The sequence below is a fragment of the Caenimonas soli genome (genome assembly GCF_013155545.1).
GTDB lineage: Bacteria > Pseudomonadota > Gammaproteobacteria > Burkholderiales > Burkholderiaceae_C > Ramlibacter > Ramlibacter soli.
This window is the reverse complement of record NZ_JABJVV010000005.1, coordinates 1-20,443: the sequence shown is the minus strand read 5'-3', so window position 1 is coordinate 20,443 and position 20,443 is coordinate 1. Positions and strand designations below refer to the sequence as shown.

Annotated in this window: 21 protein-coding genes; 10 read left to right on the top strand and 11 right to left on the bottom strand. The window is 64.3% G+C overall.

Going from position 1 to position 20,443, the window contains the following annotated elements:
- Nucleotides 1–14 precede the first annotated feature (14 nt).
- From HNE04_RS08760 to HNE04_RS08745, 4 genes are read left to right on the top strand one after another with little or no spacing between them, the layout of a single operon-like run.
- Nucleotides 15–1,901: an acetyl/propionyl/methylcrotonyl-CoA carboxylase subunit alpha gene (locus HNE04_RS08760; RefSeq protein ID WP_172218456.1), complete on the top strand. Its 1,887-nt coding sequence runs from the start codon at nucleotides 15–17 to the stop codon at nucleotides 1,899–1,901.
- The gene (locus tag HNE04_RS08755) at nucleotides 1,898–3,058 is read left to right on the top strand and encodes an acyl-CoA dehydrogenase family protein (protein WP_172218160.1); all 1,161 of its coding nucleotides are present in this window, start codon (nucleotides 1,898–1,900) and stop codon (nucleotides 3,056–3,058) included. Before HNE04_RS08760 ends, HNE04_RS08755 begins: the two co-directional genes overlap by 4 nt.
- Nucleotides 3,055–3,540: a thioesterase family protein gene (locus HNE04_RS08750; protein WP_172218159.1), complete on the top strand. Its 486-nt coding sequence runs from the start codon at nucleotides 3,055–3,057 to the stop codon at nucleotides 3,538–3,540. The genes HNE04_RS08755 and HNE04_RS08750 overlap by 4 nt, the downstream gene beginning before the upstream one ends.
- A 43-nt stretch (nucleotides 3,541–3,583) precedes the next feature.
- Nucleotides 3,584–4,276: a DUF6781 family protein gene (locus tag HNE04_RS08745; RefSeq protein ID WP_172218158.1), complete on the top strand. Its 693-nt coding sequence runs from the start codon at nucleotides 3,584–3,586 to the stop codon at nucleotides 4,274–4,276.
- A gap of 13 nt (nucleotides 4,277–4,289) precedes the next feature.
- On the opposite strand, the gene HNE04_RS08740 is transcribed toward HNE04_RS08745, so the two are convergent.
- The 8 genes from HNE04_RS08740 to HNE04_RS08705 all read right to left on the bottom strand — a co-directional run bounded on the left by HNE04_RS08740 (nucleotide 4,290) and on the right by HNE04_RS08705 (nucleotide 13,601).
- A complete protein-coding gene (locus HNE04_RS08740) occupies nucleotides 4,290–5,441 on the bottom strand; it encodes an AI-2E family transporter (RefSeq protein ID WP_172218157.1) in 1,152 nt (383 codons plus the stop codon).
- A 70-nt stretch (nucleotides 5,442–5,511) separates the two neighbouring features.
- Entirely contained in the window at nucleotides 5,512–6,681 is a 1,170-nt protein-coding gene (locus HNE04_RS08735) for an ABC transporter substrate-binding protein (RefSeq protein WP_172218156.1), read from the bottom strand.
- A 107-nt stretch (nucleotides 6,682–6,788) separates the two neighbouring features.
- Entirely contained in the window at nucleotides 6,789–8,027 is a 1,239-nt protein-coding gene (locus HNE04_RS08730) for an ABC transporter substrate-binding protein (RefSeq protein WP_172218155.1), read from the bottom strand.
- Between the two features lie 122 nt (nucleotides 8,028–8,149).
- A complete protein-coding gene (locus tag HNE04_RS08725) occupies nucleotides 8,150–10,006 on the bottom strand; it encodes an AMP-dependent synthetase/ligase (protein ID WP_172218154.1) in 1,857 nt (618 codons plus the stop codon).
- Nucleotides 10,007–10,011: 5 nt separating this feature from the next.
- Nucleotides 10,012–10,809, bottom strand: coding sequence for an ABC transporter ATP-binding protein (locus HNE04_RS08720; protein WP_172218153.1), 798 nt, complete (start codon nucleotides 10,807–10,809; stop codon nucleotides 10,012–10,014).
- On the bottom strand, nucleotides 10,806–11,645 hold the full coding sequence (locus HNE04_RS08715) for an ABC transporter ATP-binding protein (RefSeq protein ID WP_172218152.1): 840 nt from the start codon (nucleotides 11,643–11,645) through the stop codon (nucleotides 10,806–10,808). Before HNE04_RS08715 ends, HNE04_RS08720 begins: the two co-directional genes overlap by 4 nt.
- Complete coding sequence (locus HNE04_RS08710) at nucleotides 11,642–12,718, bottom strand: branched-chain amino acid ABC transporter permease (protein ID WP_172218151.1); 1,077 nt, start codon at nucleotides 12,716–12,718, stop codon at nucleotides 11,642–11,644. The genes HNE04_RS08715 and HNE04_RS08710 overlap by 4 nt, the downstream gene beginning before the upstream one ends.
- A 7-nt stretch (nucleotides 12,719–12,725) precedes the next feature.
- Entirely contained in the window at nucleotides 12,726–13,601 is an 876-nt protein-coding gene (locus HNE04_RS08705; RefSeq protein ID WP_172218150.1) for a branched-chain amino acid ABC transporter permease, read from the bottom strand.
- 120 nt (nucleotides 13,602–13,721) lie between these two features.
- Here HNE04_RS08705 and HNE04_RS08700 point away from each other — a divergent pair, with 120 nt between their 5' ends.
- On the top strand, nucleotides 13,722–14,522 hold the full coding sequence (locus HNE04_RS08700) for a crotonase/enoyl-CoA hydratase family protein (protein WP_172218149.1): 801 nt from the start codon (nucleotides 13,722–13,724) through the stop codon (nucleotides 14,520–14,522).
- 33 nt (nucleotides 14,523–14,555) lie between these two features.
- Here HNE04_RS08700 and HNE04_RS08695 read toward each other — a convergent pair whose 3' ends face one another.
- The gene (locus HNE04_RS08695) at nucleotides 14,556–14,966 is read right to left on the bottom strand and encodes an acyl-CoA thioesterase (protein ID WP_172218148.1); all 411 of its coding nucleotides are present in this window, start codon (nucleotides 14,964–14,966) and stop codon (nucleotides 14,556–14,558) included.
- A gap of 44 nt (nucleotides 14,967–15,010) precedes the next feature.
- Here HNE04_RS08695 and HNE04_RS08690 point away from each other — a divergent pair, with 44 nt between their 5' ends.
- Nucleotides 15,011–16,867 carry an ABCB family ABC transporter ATP-binding protein/permease gene (locus tag HNE04_RS08690; protein ID WP_172218454.1) on the top strand — a complete coding sequence of 619 codons (1,857 nt, stop codon included), beginning with the start codon at nucleotides 15,011–15,013 and terminating at the stop codon, nucleotides 16,865–16,867.
- A 43-nt stretch (nucleotides 16,868–16,910) separates the two neighbouring features.
- Here HNE04_RS08690 and HNE04_RS08685 read toward each other — a convergent pair whose 3' ends face one another.
- Nucleotides 16,911–18,113, bottom strand: a complete 1,203-nt coding sequence (locus HNE04_RS08685) for an integron integrase (protein WP_456237039.1) — start codon at nucleotides 18,111–18,113, stop codon at nucleotides 16,911–16,913.
- Nucleotides 18,114–18,227: 114 nt separating this feature from the next.
- Here HNE04_RS08685 and HNE04_RS28510 point away from each other — a divergent pair, with 114 nt between their 5' ends.
- From HNE04_RS28510 to HNE04_RS08665, 4 genes are all read left to right on the top strand, one after another.
- The gene (locus tag HNE04_RS28510; RefSeq protein ID WP_407926595.1) at nucleotides 18,228–18,539 is read left to right on the top strand and encodes a DUF5076 domain-containing protein; all 312 of its coding nucleotides are present in this window, start codon (nucleotides 18,228–18,230) and stop codon (nucleotides 18,537–18,539) included.
- 147 nt (nucleotides 18,540–18,686) lie between these two features.
- Nucleotides 18,687–19,028 (top strand): hypothetical protein, encoded by a 342-nt coding sequence (locus tag HNE04_RS08675; protein WP_172218146.1) that lies wholly within the window; start codon nucleotides 18,687–18,689, stop codon nucleotides 19,026–19,028.
- A 185-nt stretch (nucleotides 19,029–19,213) separates the two neighbouring features.
- Entirely contained in the window at nucleotides 19,214–19,582 is a 369-nt protein-coding gene (locus HNE04_RS08670; RefSeq protein WP_172218145.1) for a hypothetical protein, read from the top strand.
- Nucleotides 19,583–19,694: 112 nt separating this feature from the next.
- Nucleotides 19,695–20,150, top strand: a complete 456-nt coding sequence (locus tag HNE04_RS08665; RefSeq protein WP_172218144.1) for a DUF4262 domain-containing protein — start codon at nucleotides 19,695–19,697, stop codon at nucleotides 20,148–20,150.
- Nucleotides 20,151–20,296: 146 nt separating this feature from the next.
- Here the strand turns inward: HNE04_RS08665 and HNE04_RS08660 are convergent.
- A partial coding sequence (locus HNE04_RS08660; RefSeq protein ID WP_172218143.1) for a transposase occupies nucleotides 20,297–20,443 on the bottom strand: 147 nt, incomplete at its 5' end.

Genomic DNA, 20,443 nt, shown 5'->3' with positions numbered 1-20,443 from the left:
ACGCGGCAGTGAAGATCCGCCGCCTCCTCATCGCCAATCGCAGCGAGATCGCCCGCCGGGTGATCAGCACGGCGCACCGCATGGGCATGCAGACCGTCGCGGTCTATTCCGATGCCGACGCCCGCGCGCTGCACGTGACTGAGGCCACCACGGCCTATGCGCTTGGCGGCAATGCTTCGACGGACTCCTATCTGCGTGTCGACAAGCTGATCGCCGCGGCCCGCGCCACCGGCGCGGATGCCGTGCATCCGGGCTATGGCTTCCTGAGCGAGAACGCCGACTTCGCCCAGGCCGTCATCGACGCCGGACTGGTGTGGGTGGGACCGCCGCCGCAGGCCATCCGCGCGCTGGGCAGCAAGTCGTCGGCCAAGCAGATCGCCCAGGCGCGCGGCGTGCCCTGCCTGCCGGGCTATCAGGGCGAAGACCAGTCCGATGCGCGCTTCGCCGCCGAGGCGCAGCGCGTCGGATTTCCGGTGATGGTCAAGGCCGCTGCCGGTGGTGGCGGGCGCGGGATGCGGCTGGTGACCCAGGCCGGCCAGCTGCAGGCGGCCGTGCAAGGCGCCCGCTCGGAGGCGCAATCGGCTTTCGGCTCCGGCGAATTGCTGCTGGAGCGAGCCTTGCTCGAACCACGCCATGTGGAAGTGCAGGTGTTCGCCGACACGCACGGCCATTGCATCCACCTGGGCGAGCGCGATTGCTCGGTGCAGCGGCGCCACCAGAAAATCATCGAGGAAACGCCCAGCCCGGCAGTCGATGCGGCCTTGCGCGAGCGCATGGGCCGCTGTGCGGTGGAGCTTGCGCAGGCGGCGGGCTACGTCGGCGCGGGCACGGTGGAGTTCCTGCTGGAAGCAGGCCAGTTCTACTTGATGGAAATGAACACCCGCCTGCAGGTCGAGCATCCGGTCACCGAGGCCGTGACCGGTCTGGACCTGGTCGAGTGGCAAATGCGGGTGGCGCAGGGTGAGCCCCTGCCGTTGGCGCAGGAGCAGGTGCGGTTCCAGGGTCATGCGATCGAGGTGCGCCTGTGTGCGGAGGATGAGCACTTCACGCCGCATGCGGGCACGGTGGGGCATTTCCGCGAACCGGGCGACGTGCGCTTCGACCATGCGCTTTTCGAAGGACTCGAGGTGCCGCCGCACTACGACTCCATGCTCGGCAAGCTGATAGCGCACGCGCCGACTCGCGCGCAGGCGATCGACCAGCTGGCTGCGGCGCTCGATCGCACGCAGTTGCTGGGGCTGCCGACCAACCGGCGCTTTCTCGCGGCCTGTTTGCGGCATCCCCGATTCCGGGAGGGCGCCGCACTGATCCCCTTCCTGGACCAGGGCGCCGATGAACTGCGCGAAGCCCTGGTGCGGGAAGAGCAGCTTGCACTGGTGCCGGCGGCACTGGCGGCGATCTACGCTGGCCTGGGCGAACGCGGCACCGGGCTGCCTGCCCCGTTCCCGCGGCCATTGCGGCTGCTGCATCGCGGGCGCGTGCTGGCGCTGCAAGTGCGCGAACAAGCCGACGGCACGCTGGACGTGGAGCAGGGCGGCCAGACGCAACTGATCAAGCCGCCCGCCGGCGCCCGCGTTCGCATGGACGACGGCGCCTGGCATGTGCAGGCCGGACCACTCGATCTCGTGGTGGAGGATGTCTCTTTCCAGCCCGCCGCCAACGCAGGCGGTGCAGCCGGCGCGAATGAACTGCGTGCGCCGTTCAACGGCAAGGTGATCGCGATCAAGGCTCAGCCCGGCAGCACCGTGGTGCGGGGCGACACGCTGTTGGTCCTGGAGTCGATGAAGCTGGAGCATGTGCTGGCCGCCTCGCGCGACGGGGTGGTGAAGGCGGTGCACGTGGAACAGGGCCAGCAGGCGGCTACGTCCCAGGTGCTGGTGACTTTCGAGGCTGCGGCATGAACGCCGATCTGAAGCAGGATGTGGAGGCGCTGGCCGATACGGTCCGGCGCTTCACGCTGGAACGCATCGCACCGAATGTGGCTGCCTGGGACGAGGCAGGAGAGTTCCCGCGCGAGCTGTATCGCGAGGCTGCGGCGCTCGGCCTTCTGGGCCTGGGCTACCCCGAAGCGTTGGGCGGCACGCCCGCTCCCTTCGCGCTGCGCAACGCCGTCTCCGCCACCATGGCGCACCACAGCGGCAGCGGCGGACTGATGGCCAGCCTGTTCTCGCTGAACATCGGCCTGCCGCCGCTGCTGCGGCATGGCACGCCGGAGCTACAGCAGGAAGTGATTCCGGCGGTGTTGCGCGGCGACAAGATCGCTGCGCTCGCCATCACCGAGCCGGGCGCCGGCTCCGACGTGGCGGGCTTGCGCACCACGGCCCGGCGCGAAGGCGACGAATGGGTCATCGACGGCGAGAAAGTGTTCATCACCTCCGGCATGCGCGCCGACTGGATCACGATGGCGGTCCGCACCGGCGAGGCAGGAAGCAAAGGCGCCGGCGGCATCTCGATGATCCTGGTGCCGGGCGACGCGCCAGGCCTATCGCGCAGCAAGCTCGACAAGATGGGCTGGTGGTGCTCCGACACCGCGCACCTGCGCATGGACCGGGTCCGCGTCCCCGTGCGCTATCTCCTGGGCGAGGAGGGCGGCGGCTTCAAGATCATCATGAGCAACTTCAATGGCGAGCGCCTGGGCATGTCGGCGATGGCGCTGGGTTTCGCCCAGGCCTGCTTCGACGAAGCCCTGGACTGGTCGCGCCAGCGCAGGACGTTCGGCAGCGCCCTGGTGGAGAAACAGGTGATACGCCACAAGCTGGTGGACATGCAGATGCGCATCGCGTCCACCCGGGCCTGGCTGGATGCCGTCACCGTGCTGGCCGACGAGGGAAAATTGGAATCTGACCCCCATTGCGTTGCCCAGGTTTGCATGCTGAAGAATCACTCGACCCAGACCATGCAGTTCTGCGCCGACCAGGCGGTGCAGATCCTGGGCGGCATGGGTTTCATGCGCGGCACGAAGAGCGAGCGCATCTACCGCGAGGTCAAGGTCATGATGATCGGCGGCGGCGCCGAGGAGATCATGAAGGACCTGGCTGCAAGGCAACTGAATCTATGACAAAACATCCGCCGCAGGTACCGGTCCAATTCGAGCAGGAATTCATCGCCGGCCTCAAGGAAATCTTCGAGGACAAGATCACCTTCAACAAGGTGCTCGGACTGAAGATCACCAGCCTGGCGCCGGAACGCGTCGCCGGGCGCATCGACATGAAGAAGGACCTGGTGGGCCACTACTCGTTCAACCGCATCCACGGCGGCGTGATCAGCGCCGGCCTGGACGCGATGGGAGGTCTGGCCGTGATGGCGGCAATTGGCGCGCGCCACATGGATGAGCCGCCCTTGCAGCGCCTGCACCGCTTCGCCAAGCTGGGCACCATCGACCTGCGGGTCGACTACCTGCGGCCCGGCATCAGCGAGTTTTTCGAGTTGCGGGCCGAGGTGCTGCGCCTGGGGTCGCGGGTCGCCTCCACTCGCATGGAGTTCTATGGGGCCGACGGCAAGCTGATGTCGGCCGGCTCGGGGGCCTACATCGTTTCATGATGCGGGTTTATAGTGTGCCGACCATCCACTCCCGGGAGGCACCATGCCCAAGTTCGGTTTTGACCAGGAAGCCCTGATGGGCCAGTTCGCCGAGGCCTCGGCGCGGCAAGGCGAAGCCCTTCGCAAGTCCGTGCAGGAGGCCACGCTGAAGGCGTTGCAGGGGCGCGAGCTGACCCTGAAGAACATCCAGGCTGTGGTCAAGCAGGTCAGCCAGGCCGCGGCCCAAGGCGCCGTGCAGAACCCGATGGGCGCCCAACAGATGGAGCCGCTGCTGGCCAAGGCCGTCGCCGGCATGGACGAAGCCTTGCTGCAGGTCGTGGAAGCCAATCGCCGCGCCCTGGAGCAGTTGGTGGAATATGGTGCGGGCATGCGTGAAACCCAGGTCAAGAAGGCCCTGTCGGACCTGGAGAAGATGGAGGACATGTTCTTCAGCACGGTCCGCAAGGCGGTGGGCGACGGCTCCAACCCCTTGCAGCTTGCCTGGACCCATGTGCTGGACAAGTTCCAGATGAAGGGCACCGGCACCGGCGCGCACGCAACCCAAACCGTAGAGCAGCTGACCGACCAGGCGCAGGCTGTGCTGCGTGAAGGCCGGGCCATGGGCCTGAAGACGGCGCAGGCGCTGCTGGACAGTTACGCGGCACTGGCCAGTGGCGTGCTGATCGGCATGTCCCAGGGCATGCAGGGGGACGCGGGCGAAGGCCAGGCCGCAGCCAAGTCGAAGCGTTCCAAATAGGAACAGCTGCGCCTTACATCGTGGCCCGATCGGCGGGCCGCTTGGTCTTGCCGGCGGCGGGGGCCCGTTGCGCGGCGGGTCCCTGGCGCGCTTCCGAAAAGATGTCCCAGGCCACGATGAAGATCGCCGCAATGACCGGGCCGATGACGAAACCGTTCAGGCCGAACACGGCCAACCCGCCCAGCGTCGCCACCAGCACCAGGTAGTCGGGCAGGCGCGTTTCCTTGCCCACCAGGATGGGGCGAAGCACGTTGTCCACCAGCCCGATCACCAGCACGCCCCAGGCCAGCAGGCCGAGCGCGGGCCAGATCGAACCGGTGGACAGCAGGTAGAGCGCGACCGGCCCCCACACCAGGGCCGCGCCCACGGCCGGCAGGAGCGACAACAGCGCCATCAGGGCGCCCCACAGCAGCGCGCCCGTGATGCCCAGGAACCAGAAGGCAAGCCAGCCCAGCGCGCCCTGGACCAGCGCCACGACCACGTTGCCCTTCACGGTGGCGCGCACGACGGTAGCGAACTGGTTCAGCAGCCGCCTGTTGTGTTCCGGCTTCAGCGGCAGGGCGCGTTGGGCCTGGGCCGACAGCGTCTTGCCGTCTCGCAGCAGGAAGTACAGCACGTACAGCATCACGAAGAAGTTGACCACGAAGTCCAGTGTGTTCTGGCCGATGGTGAAGGCGCGCGCCGTCAGCGCCTGGCCGCTGCGGGCCAGAGCGTCCACCAGCTTGCCCTGCACGGCGGCCAGGTCGGCCAGGCCGAGGCGGCCCAGGGTGGCGCGGACCCACTCGGGCAGCGCGTCGACACCGCGCTGGAAGTACTCCGCGAGCTGGATGTCACCCGACTTGAAGCGCTCGTAGAAGGCGGTAGCCTCCTGCGTGATCGACGCCGTCAACAAGGCCATGGGCAGCAGCACGCTCACGATGATGACCACCAGCGTGCCGAAAGCGGCCCAGCCCTTGCGCCCGCGGCAAACCAGGACGGACCGGTCCTGCAGCGACGAGAACACGATGGCCATGAAGACCGCCCAGGACACCGCGCCGCTGAGGGGCCACAGCACGACGGCGAACAGCACCGTGACGATCACCACCAGCCACAACAGGGACTTGCTCTGCAAGAGCGGCGAGTTGAGGGGGTCGGGCGGCGTGCTGGGAGGGGGCGGCTGGATCATGGCCGCCAAGGTTAGCACTCCTATCAAGAAAAAAGCCGCCCGAGGGCGGCTTTGTCAGAGTGCGGGCCGTTCAGGGCTTGACGTAGTCCGACACCACTTTCCAACGGCCATCCTGCAGCTGCGAGAGCCGCGAGAACTCGTTGCCCAGGCGCTTTTGCGGGCCGAATCTGGCTTCCGGGCTGCCGAAGATGTCCGGCGGGATCACCATGGTGTCCATGGCCTTGATGAAGCTCTCGGTGGTCAGGGTGGGGCCGGCCTTGCGCGCGGCCGCCGCGAACGCATCGATCAGGGAATAGCCATAGACCGAGAACACCGTCGGGTCCTCGTTGTACTTGGTCTTGTACTTGTTGGCCCAGAAGCGGATGGGCTGGTCGGCCTCGTCCAGGTACGGGTGCTGCGCGGTGTGGGTGGCATACAGGCCGTCCATCGCCTTGCCGCCCAGCTTGTGGATGAGGTCGGTATAGGACGCGCTGGAGCCGATGAAGGTCGGGCTGTAGCCGGTCTTGCGGGCCTCACCGATGGCGCCGATGGTCTCGCGGATGATGGTGCCCAGCACCACCATGTCGCAGCCGGAGGACTTGAGCTTGGCGACCTGCGACGAGAAGTCGGTGGCGCCACGCTTGTAGCTGGTCTTCTCGGCCAGTTCCATGCCCATGCCCTTGAGGCCGGCCTCGGCGCCACGCATCACTTCCAGGCCGAACTCGTCGTCCTGGTACATGGTACAGACCTTCTTGGCGCCCTTGTCCTTGACGACCTTGGGAACGGCGGTGCGCATCTGGTCGTAGTAGGTGGCCGCAAAGGAGTACTTCAGCCGGTGGAAGGGCTCATACATCTCGCGCGCGGCGGTGACCGGGAAGAAATTGATGACGTTCTTCTCGAACTGCACCGGCATCGCGGCCATGTTCTGCGCCGTGCCGATGTGGCCGACCATGGCGAAGATCTTGTCCTGGTTGACCAGCTTCTGTGCGGCCAGCACGGCCTTCTTGGGGTCGTAGGCCGAATCCTCGACGATCAACTTGATCTTGCGGCCGTTGATGCCACCTTGCTCGTTGATCTCTTCGACACGCAACAGCATGCCCAGGCGGACCTGCTTGCCGAAGCCCGCGATCGGCCCGGACAGGTCCTGGATGGAGCCGAGCGTGATCTCGGTCTTGCTCACGCCCTGGTTGGCGTTCTGCGCGCTGGCCAGGCTGGAGCCCAGCGCCAGCGCGGCAAGGGCGGCGGCGGTTCTTAGTTTCATCGTGCGTCTCCTGTGGATCGGGCTGTTGGGTCAGGCGTATTCTTGCCCGCCGCTCCCGGGTGTCAAGCTGTCGTATTCACTTAGACACCAGGCCCGCAACGACGAACTTAATGGTCCTTGAAGAACTCCGACTCGACCTTCCACTTGCCGTCCTTCTGCTGGACCGGCTTCAGGCCGGCGAAGGCGACGTAGTCGGAAGTCACCTTCCAGCGGCCGTCCTGGATCTGCGACAGGCGGGCGTACTGGTTGCCCAGGTGCTTGGTCGGGCTGAAGGTCAGCTCAGCCGTACCGAACATATCTCGGGGGAAGGTCATGGTTTCCATGGTCTTCACGAAGTTGTCGGTGGTCAGGCTCGGGCCGGCCTTGAAGGCGACCTTCAGGAAGGCGTCCATCGCGCCCCAGCCGTACACGGAGAACACGGTCGGGTCTTCGTTGGTGCGGGTCTTGTACTTGTTGGCCCAGAAGCGGATCGGCTGTTCGGCCGCGTCCAGGTACGGGTGCTGCGAGGTCATGGTGGCGAACAGGCCCTCGGCCAGCTTGCCGCCCAGTTTGGGGATGAGGTCGGTGTAGACGGCGCTGGAGCCCACGAACAGCGGGTTGAAGCCGGTCTTTTTGGCCTCGGCCATGGTGCCCACGGTCTCGCGGATGATGGTGCCCAGCACCACCAGGTCGCAGCCGGCGGCCTTCATCTTCGCCACTTGCGAAGAAAAGTCCGTGGCGCCGCGCTTGTAGCTGGTCTTTTCAACCATTTCCTTGCCGATGGTCTTGAGGCCCGCTTCTGCGCCGCGCAGGACTTCCATGCCGAAGTCGTCGTCCTGGTAAATGATGCAGGGCTTGCTCAGGTTGCGGTCCTTGACCAGGCGCGGCGCGGCGATGCGCATCTGGTCGTAGTAGGTGGCGGCGTTGGCCCACTTCAGCTTGTGCACGGGCTCGTACATTTCGCGCGCGGCGGTGATCGGCAGGAAGTTGATCACGTTCTTTTCGAACTGCACCGGCATGGAGGCGATGTTCTGGGCGGTGCCCAGGTGGCCCACCATGGCGAAAATGCCCGGTTCCTGGCTGACCATCTTCTGGGTGGCCAGCACCGACTTCTTGGGATCGTAGCCGTCGTCTTCGATCAGCAGCTTGATCTTGCGGCCATGCACGCCGCCCATTTCGTTGGCCTCGTCCACGCGCATCTGCATGCCCATGCGGATTTGCTTGCCATACGAGGCGAGAGGGCCCGAGAGATCCTGGATCGTGCCGAGCACGATCTCATTCTTGCTCACGCCAGGGGCGGCGGATTGTGCTTGCGCCGCACCGGCAGCAAGTGCCAGTGTGGCTAGAAAAGCGAGTTTCAACTTCATCGAGAGTCTCCGGGAGTGAAGGCGGTGTGTATGGGCAACGCATTCTTTCCGGAGCGCTCGACATTGGCTTTCACCTAGGCGACTTTGCGCATAGGGGTTTCACATAGGCCCCGACCAGTCGGTCAGCGGTACATGGCCTCGATTTGGGGCGCATATTTCTGCTGCACCAGTTTGCGTTTCAGCTTCATCGTGGGCGTGAGCTCTTCGTCCTCGGCGGACAACTGCGTGTCGAGGAGGAAAAACTTCTTGATCTGTTCCACGCGGGCGAACTTCTTGTTCACGCGATCGAGTTCGGCCTGTATCAGCTCCTGCACCTGGGGCGACCTGGTCAGGCTGGCGTAGTTGCTGAAAGGCACGTCGTGGTCCTGCGCGAACTTTTCCACGTTCTCCTGGTCGATCATGACGATCACCGAGAGATAGGGCTTCTTGTCGCCGATGACCACCGCGTCGGTGATGTAGGGAGAGAACTTCAGCTCGTTCTCCAGTTCGCTGGGCGTGATGTTCTTGCCGCCGGCCGTGATGATGATGTCCTTCATCCGGTCGGTGATGCGGAAGAAGCCGTCTTCGTCGACCAGGCCGACGTCGCCGGTGTGCAGCCAGCCGTCCTTGTCGATGGTCTCGGCGGTCTTCTCGGGCTGGTTCAGGTAGCCCATGAAGACGTTGGCGCCCCGCACCAGGATCTCGCTGGTGTGCGGATCCAGCTTGACCTCGTTGTACGAAGCCGCCGGGCCGATGGAGCCGGGCTTGATCTTGTTCGCCGGAACGCCGGTGGCCGCGCCGCACGATTCGGTCATGCCCCAGACTTCCAGCATGGGCAGGCCCAGCGCCAGGTACCACTTCACCAGTTCCGGCGAAATGGGCGCGGCACCCGTGACCAGGAAGCGCGAACGGTGGATGCCAATCAGCTTGCGTACGTTGTTCAAGGCGATCCAGCGCGCCAGGGTGAACTTGAACTTGAGAAAGCCGTCGACCGGTTCGCCCGCCAGCACCTTGTCGGCGATCTTCGTGCCCACGCCGATGCCCCAGGCGTAGGCGGCTTGCTGCAGCGGGCTGGCTTCCTTCAGCGCGATCATCACGGCCGAATAGAACTTCTCCCAGACGCGCGGCACGGCGGTGAACACGGTGGGCGAAATCTCGCGCACGTTCTCGGGCACCGTCTCGGGGTTCTCGACGAAGTTGAGGACGGCGCCGGTGTACAGGGAGAAATATTCGCCGCCCAGCCGCTCGGCGATGTGGCAAAGCGGCAAGAAGCACATGCGCTCGTCGGTGTGGTCCTGCGCCACCAGCGTGTTGTAGCCGCGCACGGTGTAGATCAAACCCTTGTGGCTGTGCATGGCGCCCTTGGGCTTGCCGGTGGTGCCCGAGGTATAGACCAGGATGGCCAGGTCTTCAGGGCGGCAGGCCTTGATGCGCTTCATCAGCGCCTCGGGGTTCTTGGCCATGTACTGGCGGCCGAGGACACGCAGGTCTTCCAGGCTCATCACGCCCGGATCGTCCAGGTCGCGCAGGCCCTCCATGTCGAACACGATGATCTTGGTGAGGCCGCGCAGTTGCTGGCGCACTTCGAGGGCCTTGTCCAACTGCTCGTCGTCTTCGACGAACAGGATGGTGGTGCCCGAGTCCTCGCACAGGTAATGGACCTGCGAGGCGGCGTCGGTGGGGTAGATGCCGTTGGACACACCACCGCAGGAGAGGATGGCCAGGTCGGCCAGCACCCATTCGATGACGGTGTTGGACAGGATGGAAGCGGTGCCGCCACGCTGCAGCCCGAGGCTCATCAGGCCGCCGGCGATTTCGAGCACGGCCTCGCCGGTCTGTTGCCACGACCAGGCGCGCCAGATGCCCAGCTTCTTCTGGCGCATCCAGATCTGCTGGCCACGCTTGTCCACGCCGTTCCAGAACATGGCGGGAATGGTGTCGCCCTCGAGGACGACGGACGTATTCGGTTGGATATGGGACAGGTCCCAGAGATTCGACATCGTTCCTACCTCCAGTTCTTCTTCTTTTTCCAGCGGCGCTCGCCGCGCACGCCGGCTTCCTTCATGCCCAGGTAGAACTCCTTGATGTCGTCCTTCTCGCGCAGGCGCGCGCAGGTGTCTTCCATCACGATGCGTCCGTTCTCCAGGACGTAGCCGTAGTCGGAGGCGTTGAGCGCCATGTTGGCGTTCTGTTCCACGAGCAGGATGGTGGTTCCCCGTTCGCGGTTGATGCGCACCACGATCTCGAAGATCTCGCGGGTCAGCTTGGGGGAGAGGCCCAGGCTGGGCTCGTCCAGCAGGATCAGGTCGGGCGCGGCCATGATGGCGCGCGAGATCGCCAGCATCTGCTGCTGGCCGCCGGAGAGCAGGCCGGCGTCCTGCGTGGCGCGCTCCTTGAGGATGGGGAAGTAGCCGTACACCGCCTCCATGTCGCGGGCCACGCCGTCGCTGTCCTTTCGGGTGTAGGCGCCCATCACCAGGTTGTCGTGCACGGTCAGCAGCGGGAACACCTCGCGCCCCTCGGGCACGTGCGACAGGCCCTGCCGCACGATGTGGGCCGGGTCGTTGGCGGTGATGTTGTCACCCTTGAACTCGACGCTGCCCTTGCGCGGATCGATGATGCCGGAGATGGTCTTGAGGATCGTGGTCTTGCCGGCGCCGTTGGAGCCCAGCACGGTGGCGATCTCGCCCCGGCGCACCTGCAGGCTGACGCCGCGGATGGCCTTGATAGGTCCGTAGGCGGACTCGACGTTGGAGAGCTTGAGGACGGGGGTGTCGCTCACGCTGGGAGGATTGGTCGTCATGCCGGCTCCCTTCTGAGGCTGCTCATGTCGTCGACCGAGCCCAGGTAGGCCTCGATCACGCCGGGGTGGTTTTGTACTTCGCGCGGCGTGCCCATGGCCAGGACTTCGCCCTGGTTCATCGCCAGCACCCGATCGGATACCTTGGAGACGAGCGTCATGTCGTGTTCGACCATCAGCACGGTGATGCCCAGCTCGTGCTTGATGTCCTGGATCCAGAAGGCCATGTCTTCGGTTTCTTCCACGTTCAGGCCGGACGAAGGCTCGTCCAGCAGCAGCAGCTTGGGCTCGGTGCACAGGGCGCGCGCCAGTTCGACCACCTTGCGCACGCCATAGGGCAGGCCGGCGACCATGGAATCGCGGTGCTTCTGCAGGTCGAGGAACTCGATCACGCGCTCGCACTTCTCGCGCGCCTCGATCTCGCCCCGCCTTGCCTTGCCGGTGAAGAACAGGTCGCTCCACAGGCCCGTGGTGCGATGCGTGTGGCGGCCGATCAGCAGGTTGTGCAGCACGGTGGCGTGTTCGAACAGCTCGATGTTCTGGAAAGTGCGGGCGATGCCCAGCGAGGCGATCTTGTGCGGCGGCTGCTCGGTGAGCAACTGGCCCTCGTACTCGATTTCGCCGGTGGTGGGCGTGTAGATGCGGCTGATCAGGTTGAACACCGTGGTCTTGCCGGCGCCGTTGGGGCCGATCAGTGTGAACACCTCGCCGCGCTCGACCTCGAAGCTCACGCTGTTGACGGCCAGCACGCCGCCGAAGCGCACGCTGAGGTTTTTCGCGGAGAGCAGGGGGCCGTTGGTGCCCGCTGCCGCCAGGGGGCTGTTGTGCGTTTGGATCATCTCAGGCGGTCCGATTTCTGGAAGGATTTCTGCCGCTTGAACAGGCCCTTGCGGTAGAAGGGGAAGAGCTGCAGGTAGGTGCGGACCTTGAGCCAGCGGCCGTACAGGCCGAGCGGCTCGAACAGCACGAAGGCGATCAACACCGCGCCATACACCACGCCCTGCAGGCCGGGCGCCTGGCCGACGACGGGCGGCAGGTAATCCTTGGTGAGCGAGATCACCTGCGGCATGGAGATCAGGAAGATGGCGCCCAGGAAAGCGCCGTGCACCGAGCCCAGGCCGCCGATCACCACCATCAGGAGCAGGTCGATCGATTGCAGGATGTTGAACTGGTCGGGCGAGATGAAGGACAGCTTGTGCGCATAGAGCGCGCCGCCGACGCCGGCCAGCGCCGCCGACAGCGCGAACGACAGCGTCTTGTAGCGCGCCAGGTGGATGCCCATGCTCTGCGCCGAGATCTCCGAATCGCGGATGGCGACGAAGGCCCGGCCGGTGGCCGAACGCAGCAGGTTGAGGATGCCCAGGGTGGCCACGATGGTGATGACCAGGCACAGGAAATAGAAACCGATGGCGGAATCGACCTTGTAGCCGAACAGATCGGGCTGCTTGACGTGGATGCCGGAGTTGCCGCCGGTGACCGACTCCCAGCGCGCCAGCACTTCCTCGACGATGAAGCCGAAGGACAGGGTGGCGATGCCTAGGTAGATGCCCTTCACGCGCAGCGCGGGCAAGCCCACGATGACGCCGACCGCGGCCGAGAGCAGGCCCGCCAGCGCCAGGGCGATGGGGAAGGGCACGCCCATGTTGACGAACACGGCCTGCGTATAGGCCCCGACCCCCAGGAAGGCGGCGTGGCCGATGGAGAAGAGGCCGGTGAAGCCCGCCAGCAGCATCAGCCCGAGGCCGACGATGGAGTAGATCAGCACGAAGGTGAGCTGGGCCAGCCAGTACTCGGCGAACAGCCAGGGCGCGGCCAGCAGCAACAGCAGCAGGGCGCTGTACCAGAACACATGGCCGCCATGCTTGGCGAGCTTGACGTCCTGGTTGTAGTCGGTCTTGAAGATGAAGCGCATGGCTGTCTTAAACTTTCTTGCGGAGTTTTTCGCCGAACAAGCCGTTCGGTTTGACCATGAGCATGATCAGCACCACGATGTACGCGGCAATGTCCTTGACACCCTGGGGCAGGTAGAAACCCGAGAGCGATTCGACGATGCCGATGATCAGGCCGCCGACGATGGCGCCGGGCAGGCTGCCGAAGCCGCCCACCACCGCGGCGGGGAAAGCCTTCAGGCCGATGAAGCCCATGTTGGCGTGCACGAAGGTGATGGGCGCCAGCAGCAGGCCGGCGACAGCGGCGACCGATGCCGCGAGGCCCCAGACCAGGCCGTTGAGCTTCTTGACCGGGATGCCCATGTAATAGGCCGCCAGCTGGTTCTGCGACGAGGCCTGCATGGCGATGCCGACCTTGCTGTACCGGAACACGGCGAAGAGCAGCAGGCACAGCGCGGCGGTGGCGCCGATCACGACCATCTGCTCGGCGTTGAGCACCAGCGGGCCGGCATTCCAGACCTGGTCCTTGTAGGGCACGGGCAGGGTGTGGGTCTCGGTGCCGATCGCCGGGATCATGGTGATCAGGCCGCGCGCCACATAGCCGATGCCGATGGTCAGCATGACGATGGAGAACGCCGGTTGCCCCAGGATGGGGCGTATCACCACGCGTTCGAGCAGGACGCCGAACAGCGCCATTGCCGCGATCGCGCTGAGCACGGCCAGCCAGAACGGGAAGCCCAGGAACGTCATGGTCGCCAGGCCGCAGAACGCCCCCAGCATCATGAGTTCGCCTTGGGCGAAGCTCACGGTTTCGGTGGCTTTGTAGATGAGCACGAAGCCCAGCGCGATCAGCCCGTAGATGCATCCCTGCGCAATGCCGCTGATCACCAGTTGTACGAATTGCACTGTCTCTCCATCTTCTGTGTGCCCGGTTATAACTTTCCGGGGCCTGCATCATGTACAGGGTCTGCCCGGATCGGTGTCACTTAGCGGACCGGAGGCGTGCGTTTAAGGTGTAATGACAAAATGGAAGCAAGCGTTCGTGTTGAGAAGCTCGGGCCCGTCACTTTGGTGACCCTGGACCGGCCCGAAGTGCGCAATGCAGTGGACGCGGCAACTGCCCATGCCCTGCATCAGGCCTTCCTTGCCTTCGACGCCGACCACGAAGCGCTGGTCGCCGTGTTCCATGGCGCCAACGGCCATTTCTGCGCCGGCTGGGATCTGCAGGCCGGCGCGCAGCTGGCCGCGCAGCAACATCCCGGCGCGGCGCTGGCCGATCTCGACTTCAGCGCCGGCGATGACAAACCCCAGGGTCCCATGGGGCCCTCGCGCCTGTTGCTGTCCAAGCCGGTCATCGCGGCCGTGAGCGGGGCGGCTGTCGCCGGCGGCATGGAACTGGCCTTGTGGTGCGATATGCGGGTCATGGAAGAGGACGCCTACTTCGGCGTTTACTGCCGGCGCTTCGGCGTGCCGCTGATCGACGGCGGCACCGTGCGGCTGCCGCGCCTGATCGGCATGGGCCACGCCATGGACCTGATCCTTACCGGCCGCAAGGTAGAGGCAGCCGAGGCATTGCAGATGGGCTTGTGCAACCGCGTCGTGCCCCGGGGTGATGCGCGGGAAGCCGCGATGGCTCTGGCACAGCAGCTGGCGAAGTTCCCGCAAAGGACCATGCTGGCCGACCGCATGAACGCCTACCAGCAGTGGGATCTGCCCTTGCCCGAGGCGCTGCGCCTGGAGTGGGAGCGCAGCAAGCACCGCATCGCCGACGGGCTGGAAGGCGCCACGCGCTTTGCCGGCGGCGAAGGCCGGCACGGGAAATTCTGAGGATGGATCCCGGATCGTGTCCGGGATGACATTTCACCTTTTCGGGATAGGCCGGGGCTTTCCGCCCTCGTCGATGGCCACGTAGGTCAGCGAGGCCTCGGTGACCTTCACGTAGCGCCCCTGGGCCCGGAAGCGCTCGGCGTACACCTCCACCTGCACGGTGATCGACGTGTTGCCGATGCGGGTGATGGCCGCGAAGAACGACAGGATGTCGCCCACCCGCACCGGCTGCTTGAAGATGAACTGGTTGACCGCCACCGTGGCCATGCGGCCGTCCACATAGCGCGCCGGCACCACCGAACCGGCCAAGTCCACCTGGGCCATGACCCAGCCGCCGAAGATGTCGCCATTGGCGTTGCAGTCCGCCGGCATCGGAATTACCTTCAGTACCAGTTCCTTGTCGGTGGGCAAGGCCAGGTCGGGTGCGCTTGAATTGGCGGACATGGGCACAATCTCATTCTTAAGAACACAAGTCTGGATTGTCCCCGATGCGCCGTGCCGGCGAACTTAGCTCCTCCTCAGCCTCTTTGCCCGCCGGCGCCGCCGCCGCGCCGCGCACCCACACCGACTGGGCGACGCTGCGGCGGCTGTTCCCCTACCTGTGGCAATACAAGTGGCGGGTGATCGCCGCCCTGGCCTTCATGATCGGCGCCAAGGTGGCCAACGTCGGCGTGCCGGTGCTGCTGAAGAACCTGGTCGATGCGATGAGCTTCAAGCCGGGCGACCCGGCGGCCGTGCTGGTGGTGCCGATGGGCCTGCTGCTGGCTTACGGCCTGCTGCGCTTGTCTACCTCGTTCTTCACCGAGCTGCGCGAACTGGTGTTTGCCAAGGCGACGCAGGGAGCGGCCCGCAGCATCGCCCTGGAAACCTTCCAGCACCTGCATGCGCTGAGCCTGCGCTTCCACCTGGAGCGCCAGACCGGCGGCATGACGCGCGACATCGAGCGTGGGGTGCGCGGCATCGAGTCGCTGATCTCGTATTCGCTCTACAGCATCGTGCCCACCCTGATCGAGGTGACGCTGGTGCTGTCCATCCTGGCGATCAAGTTCGATGCCTGGTTCGCCTGGATCACGATCGCCGCGCTGGCCGTGTACATCTTCTTCACCGTCAGCATCACCGAGTGGCGCACCAAGTTCCGCAAGGAAGCCAACGAGTTCGATTCGGCCGCCCACACCAAGGCGGTGGATTCGCTGCTGAACTACGAGACCGTCAAGTATTTCAACAACGAAGGCTTCGAGGCGAAGCGCTACGACGAAAGCCTGGAGAAGCTGCGCCGGGCCCGGCTGAAGAGCCAGACCACGCTGTCGATGCTCAACACCGGCCAGCAGTTGATCATCGCGATCGGCCTGGTGGCCATGCTGTGGCGCGCCACCGCGGGCGTGGTGGAAGGGCGCATGACGCTGGGCGACCTGGTGATGGTCAACGCCTTCATGATCCAGCTGTACATCCCGCTGAACTTTCTGGGGGTGCTGTACCGCGAGATCAAGCAGAGCCTGACGGACCTGGACAAGATGTTCGTGCTGATGGAAAAAGAGCGCGAGGTCGCGGACAAACCCGGCGCGCAGCCGCTGCAGGGGCTGGAGCAACCGACGGTGCGCTTCGAAAGCGTGAGCTTCTCCTACGAGCCGGCGCGCCAGATCCTGCACCACGTGAGCTTCGAGATCCCGGCGGGCAAGACGGTGGCGGTGGTCGGGCCTTCGGGTTCGGGCAAGAGCACGCTGGCGCGCTTGCTGTATCGCTTCTATGACGTGCAGCAGGGCTGCATCACCATCGCCGGGCAAGACATCCGCGAGGTGACGCAGACCAGCGTGCGCCAGGCCATCGGCATCGTGCCGCAGGACACCGTGCTGTTCAACGACACGGTGGAATACAACATCGCCTACGGCAAACCGGGCGCGAGCCGCGCCGAAGTGGAAGAGGCCGCGCGCGCCGCCCGCATCCACAGTTTCATCGAGTCCACGCCCAAGGGCTATGCCACCATGGTGGGCGAGCGCGGCCTCAAGCTATCGGGCGGCGAGAAGCAGCGCGTGGCCATCGCGCGCACGCTGCTGAAGAACCCGCCCATCATGATCTTCGACGAGGCCACCTCGGCCCTGGACTCGGCCAACGAACGCGCCATCCAGGCGGAGCTGAAAGGCGTGGCGCAGAACAAGACCGCGCTGGTCATCGCCCACCGCCTGTCCACGGTGGTGGACGCGCACGAGATCCTGGTGATGGACGCCGGCCGCATCGTCGAGCGCGGCACCCACGCCGACCTGCTGGCCAGGGGCGGCCGCTATGCGGAGATGTGGGCGCTGCAGCAGCAAAGCAGCGGCGAGCGGTTCGAGGAAGTGATGGGGATGTAGGGCTTGTCATTGCGGGCCTGATTCGCAATCCAGGTTTTTTGCCTCAGGCGTAAGCCATTTCTGGTTCTTTGCACACGGGCGGCGGCAGCAGCGCATCCAGGGGGCTCGACGTGCCGCCGGCGGCCACCTTCAGCACATGGGTATAAATCATCGTGGTGCTCACGTCGCTGTGGCCTAGCAACTCCTGGACGGTGCGAATGTCAGTGCCGGATTGCAGCAGGTGGGTTGCAAAGGAGTGGCGCAGGGTGTGGGCGGAAACATGCTTGTCGATGCCCCCCATGGTGGTGGCGCTACGGAGCGCACGCGATAGGCGCTCCTCGAACAGGTGGTGACGTCGCTCTATGCCCGTGCGTGGGTCCGTAGAGAGCTTTGGAGAGGGAAAGACCCAATGCCACATCCACGATTGTCCTGCCCGCGGATACTTGCTCTCGAGCGCATGGGGCAGGCTCACACCGGGTCGTTGGGCGGCTCGATCCTGTTCCCATAGAACCCGCGAGCGAGCCAGTTGCTCGCGCAGTGGCTCTTGCAACGACCGCGGCAGCATCACCACGCGATCCTTGGCACCCTTTCCTTCCCGCACCACGATCGCATGGCGATCAAAGTCGATGTCCTTCACGCGCAGCGAAAGCCCCTCCATCAGGCGCATGCCTGTGCCATAGAGCAAGCGGGCGAGCAATCCCGTTTCTCCGTCGATGAAACCAAGCAGCCGCTGGACCTCCGCCATTGTCAGCACAGCGGGTATGCGGCGCTTGGGCGACGGCCGGCCGATCTCCTGCAGCCAGGGCAATTCGTGCCCCAGGACTTCCTTGTACAGGAACAGGATCGCGCTCAGCGCCTGTCGATGCGTGGATACTGAGACCTTTCGCTCAGTGGCCAGCATTGTGAGGAATGCCTCGACCTCCGGCTTGCCCATATCGCGAGGATGCTTGATGCCGCTGAAGTGGATGAAAAAGCGCACCCAATACACATACGTCTGCTCGGTGCGCAAGCTGTAGTGCAAATACCGCAAGCGCTCGCGCAATTGGCCGAGCAAACGTGGCGCCTGCAAGGGCGGCCGAAACAGCGGTGTGCGGGGTTTGCCGGTATTTTCGTAACTGGTCATGCATACAGTATTGCCGCGAAACCTAGACGTGGCAAGGCCGGCGGCTACGTTTACAGCGAATATCAAGCGATCGAGGATCGGTGTTATTCCGCGGTGTTGCCGGCTCCCGCAGCTTTTTCGCAACCGGCGCGAGTAGCGGTCCACACCAACTTCCTGATATAAACCAACGACTTAAAGAAGATAGCGGAGGAACTCGGTATGTGCGTTCAGCCATGTTATGCGGCAGGTCTGCGGGCCATATCACGTTAACCCGCAACAATGCGCCCACTCGTCATCCCCCCGGCTGCTCAAAGAGATCCAGACGCGGTGCAAATGCTCAGCGCATGGATCGCAGAGCGTGGCCTTCATTGCACGATGAACATCGGCATGTGGCGCGCGCAAGGAGTGGACGAGCCCGCCGCTTGGGGGACGCTCTTGGCTGACGTTGTCCGCCACCTGGCCGCGGGCACTCGGGAAGAGACTGGTGCCGAACCAAGTACCACGGTCCAGGCTATCGTTGAGGCCTTGCTGGAGGAACTAGGTGAGCCAACCTCGCAAGCTGAAGGAGGGTTCCATCCTGGCAACACGTAAATTGCGCACGCCGGCCATCAGGTTGTGGGTTAACTGGTCGGTCAACACGGACACGCAACTGCAGGAGGCCGCTCCGCGGCGACTGTTGCGGTCCGGTTACCTTCAACGTTAGAGCGCACTCCCTTCAACCGCCTCGCCACTCGCCCGATGCAATTCCTCGTCGCCATCGCTCTGCCATTCGTTGCATGCCTCATGCTTGTTGGTGTCACTTCAGCAATGTGGTGGCGCACGTTCCAGACGCCCTGGCAGTTCGCAATACTTGGAATGCTCGTCCTGCTTGGGCTCCATCGGTTGGTACAGGTTGTCGCCGAGGCAATCAAACTGGCGTCACCTGTGCAAGGCTACTTCTTGGAAGCCCGCGCAAAGCCGAACTTCCTCGAAATAGCACGCGAGAATCTCAACATTGAGGCTCTCTTGGTAACGGCTGTAGTAGTCGTAGCCGGCATACCGCTGCTGTTGTGGCTGCGGAGCGCTTTGCCAAAACTTTAATACCCCTGCCCACGGCCAACATGCGCTCTAACCCCTCCATCGAGCGGACATGCCACGGCAGGCTTCGCCTGCCGCGTCATGCCGCTCATGTCGAACGTTAGAGCGCACGCAGCATGGCGTACTACTGCACGTTCTTCATAAAGTCCGATGACTCACGCGCGGCTTCTCGAATTCTGTGCTCGGAATTGCTCGAAGCGATCGAGTGCGATGACCAGCACTCGCCGGCGCGCTTAGCGAGTGCGGAACGGCTTAGGGCCGCGGGATTTGTTCGGCGGACCGACCTTCCTCGGTATTCCTGGGCTTTCGACTCGGAAGAGGCGATTGGCTCAGACGTGCTGGATCCATACTTGCATGTCGAGTGGCTTCTTAGTCGGCTGAAGCCGGGCGTGTCCCTCTCTGAAGAGCGCGCCGCCGGGACTGAAACTCATCTCGGCTTCTTTTGGGGCGGCAGCGGCACAGGTGGCGGACCCTTCATTTCGGTACCATTAGCCGGGCTTCTCGTGCAGCATCAAATTGCACTTGATGTGGGGTTCTACTACCAAGATCCTGACTAAAGGCACGTCAATGCGCTCTAACTTTTCAATCGACACGGACGCCCAAGTGCGTCCGCTCCCTTCGGTCGCACCTTGTCTTGGTCGCCGGTCATTTTTACGTTAAAGGGCACCAATGGAGCGTGGGGGCGATCAGAGGACCAAAGAAGACATCGCCAAGTACGGCTGCAGCGTCATGCACGTGTTCGATCCGGAAGGCGATCTGCCGCCGTTTGCGTACTCCATCGGAATCCACCGTGAGACCGGTGAACCTGAGGTGGTGGTCATTGGCCTCAAGCAGCCCATGGCCCACTCTGTCGTCAACGAGTACAACAGGCGGGTCCGTGAGGGCGAACGGTTCACGGTCGGACAATACTACGGCGGCTTCCTCGGAGGCTTTGAGATATACATCGGTGCAGTGCCGCGGTCAGTCTATGACGACTACTTTGGCCAGGCCATCGATTTCTATGGAGGCCGAGACTTCGAAGTCGTGCAGGTTGTCTATCCGACGACTAAGGGTGTCTGGCCATGGACTGACGGGGCACCAGAGTCGTTTCTGCAGTGGCAGCCTGTGCTCGCGAAGAAGGGCTAGGAGTCTGCGCGGCAGAGCGTAGTTGTCATGCCCGGGGTTGACCCGGCATCCACGCTGGCAAGCAAGTTTGCTGTTTTGTGGGGTATTAGAGCCGCCATCCCGCGCTCAGACGAACGGCAATGCACGATGCCGGGTGTTCTGGCCCCTCAAGGCAGTTGCAAGCTGCGCATCCTTCGCAGATTCAACGCCATGCAAACGAGTTTCCACTCGGCTTGCACGCGGTGTAGTCCCCTGAGGCTGAACTGCCTGAACCCCAAGACGCTTTTGATCCAGCCGTTGGGTGGCTCGGCAAT

Bases quoted from the DNA above. Each gene is read 5' to 3' on its own strand.
- HNE04_RS08735 (WP_172218156.1), bottom strand. From the start codon at position 6,681: ATGAAACTAAGAACCGCCGCCGCCCTTGCCGCGCTGGCGCTGGGCTCC.
- HNE04_RS08695 (WP_172218148.1), bottom strand. From the start codon at position 14,966: ATGTCCGCCAATTCAAGCGCACCCGACCTGGCCTTGCCCACCGACAAG.
- HNE04_RS08665 (WP_172218144.1), top strand. From the start codon at position 19,695: ATGGAGCGTGGGGGCGATCAGAGGACCAAAGAAGACATCGCCAAGTAC.
- HNE04_RS08710 (WP_172218151.1), bottom strand. From the start codon at position 12,718: ATGCGCTTCATCTTCAAGACCGACTACAACCAGGACGTCAAGCTCGCC.
- HNE04_RS28510 (WP_407926595.1), top strand. From the start codon at position 18,228: ATGCGCCCACTCGTCATCCCCCCGGCTGCTCAAAGAGATCCAGACGCG.
- HNE04_RS08720 (WP_172218153.1), bottom strand. From the start codon at position 10,809: ATGACGACCAATCCTCCCAGCGTGAGCGACACCCCCGTCCTCAAGCTC.
- HNE04_RS08725 (WP_172218154.1), bottom strand. From the start codon at position 10,006: ATGTCGAATCTCTGGGACCTGTCCCATATCCAACCGAATACGTCCGTC.
- HNE04_RS08755 (WP_172218160.1), top strand. From the start codon at position 1,898: ATGAACGCCGATCTGAAGCAGGATGTGGAGGCGCTGGCCGATACGGTC.
- HNE04_RS08715 (WP_172218152.1), bottom strand. From the start codon at position 11,645: ATGATCCAAACGCACAACAGCCCCCTGGCGGCAGCGGGCACCAACGGC.
- HNE04_RS08745 (WP_172218158.1), top strand. From the start codon at position 3,584: ATGCCCAAGTTCGGTTTTGACCAGGAAGCCCTGATGGGCCAGTTCGCC.
- HNE04_RS08750 (WP_172218159.1), top strand. From the start codon at position 3,055: ATGACAAAACATCCGCCGCAGGTACCGGTCCAATTCGAGCAGGAATTC.
- HNE04_RS08675 (WP_172218146.1), top strand. From the start codon at position 18,687: ATGCAATTCCTCGTCGCCATCGCTCTGCCATTCGTTGCATGCCTCATG.
- HNE04_RS08690 (WP_172218454.1), top strand. From the start codon at position 15,011: ATGCGCCGTGCCGGCGAACTTAGCTCCTCCTCAGCCTCTTTGCCCGCC.
- HNE04_RS08730 (WP_172218155.1), bottom strand. From the start codon at position 8,027: ATGAAGTTGAAACTCGCTTTTCTAGCCACACTGGCACTTGCTGCCGGT.
- HNE04_RS08740 (WP_172218157.1), bottom strand. From the start codon at position 5,441: ATGATCCAGCCGCCCCCTCCCAGCACGCCGCCCGACCCCCTCAACTCG.
- HNE04_RS08700 (WP_172218149.1), top strand. From the start codon at position 13,722: ATGGAAGCAAGCGTTCGTGTTGAGAAGCTCGGGCCCGTCACTTTGGTG.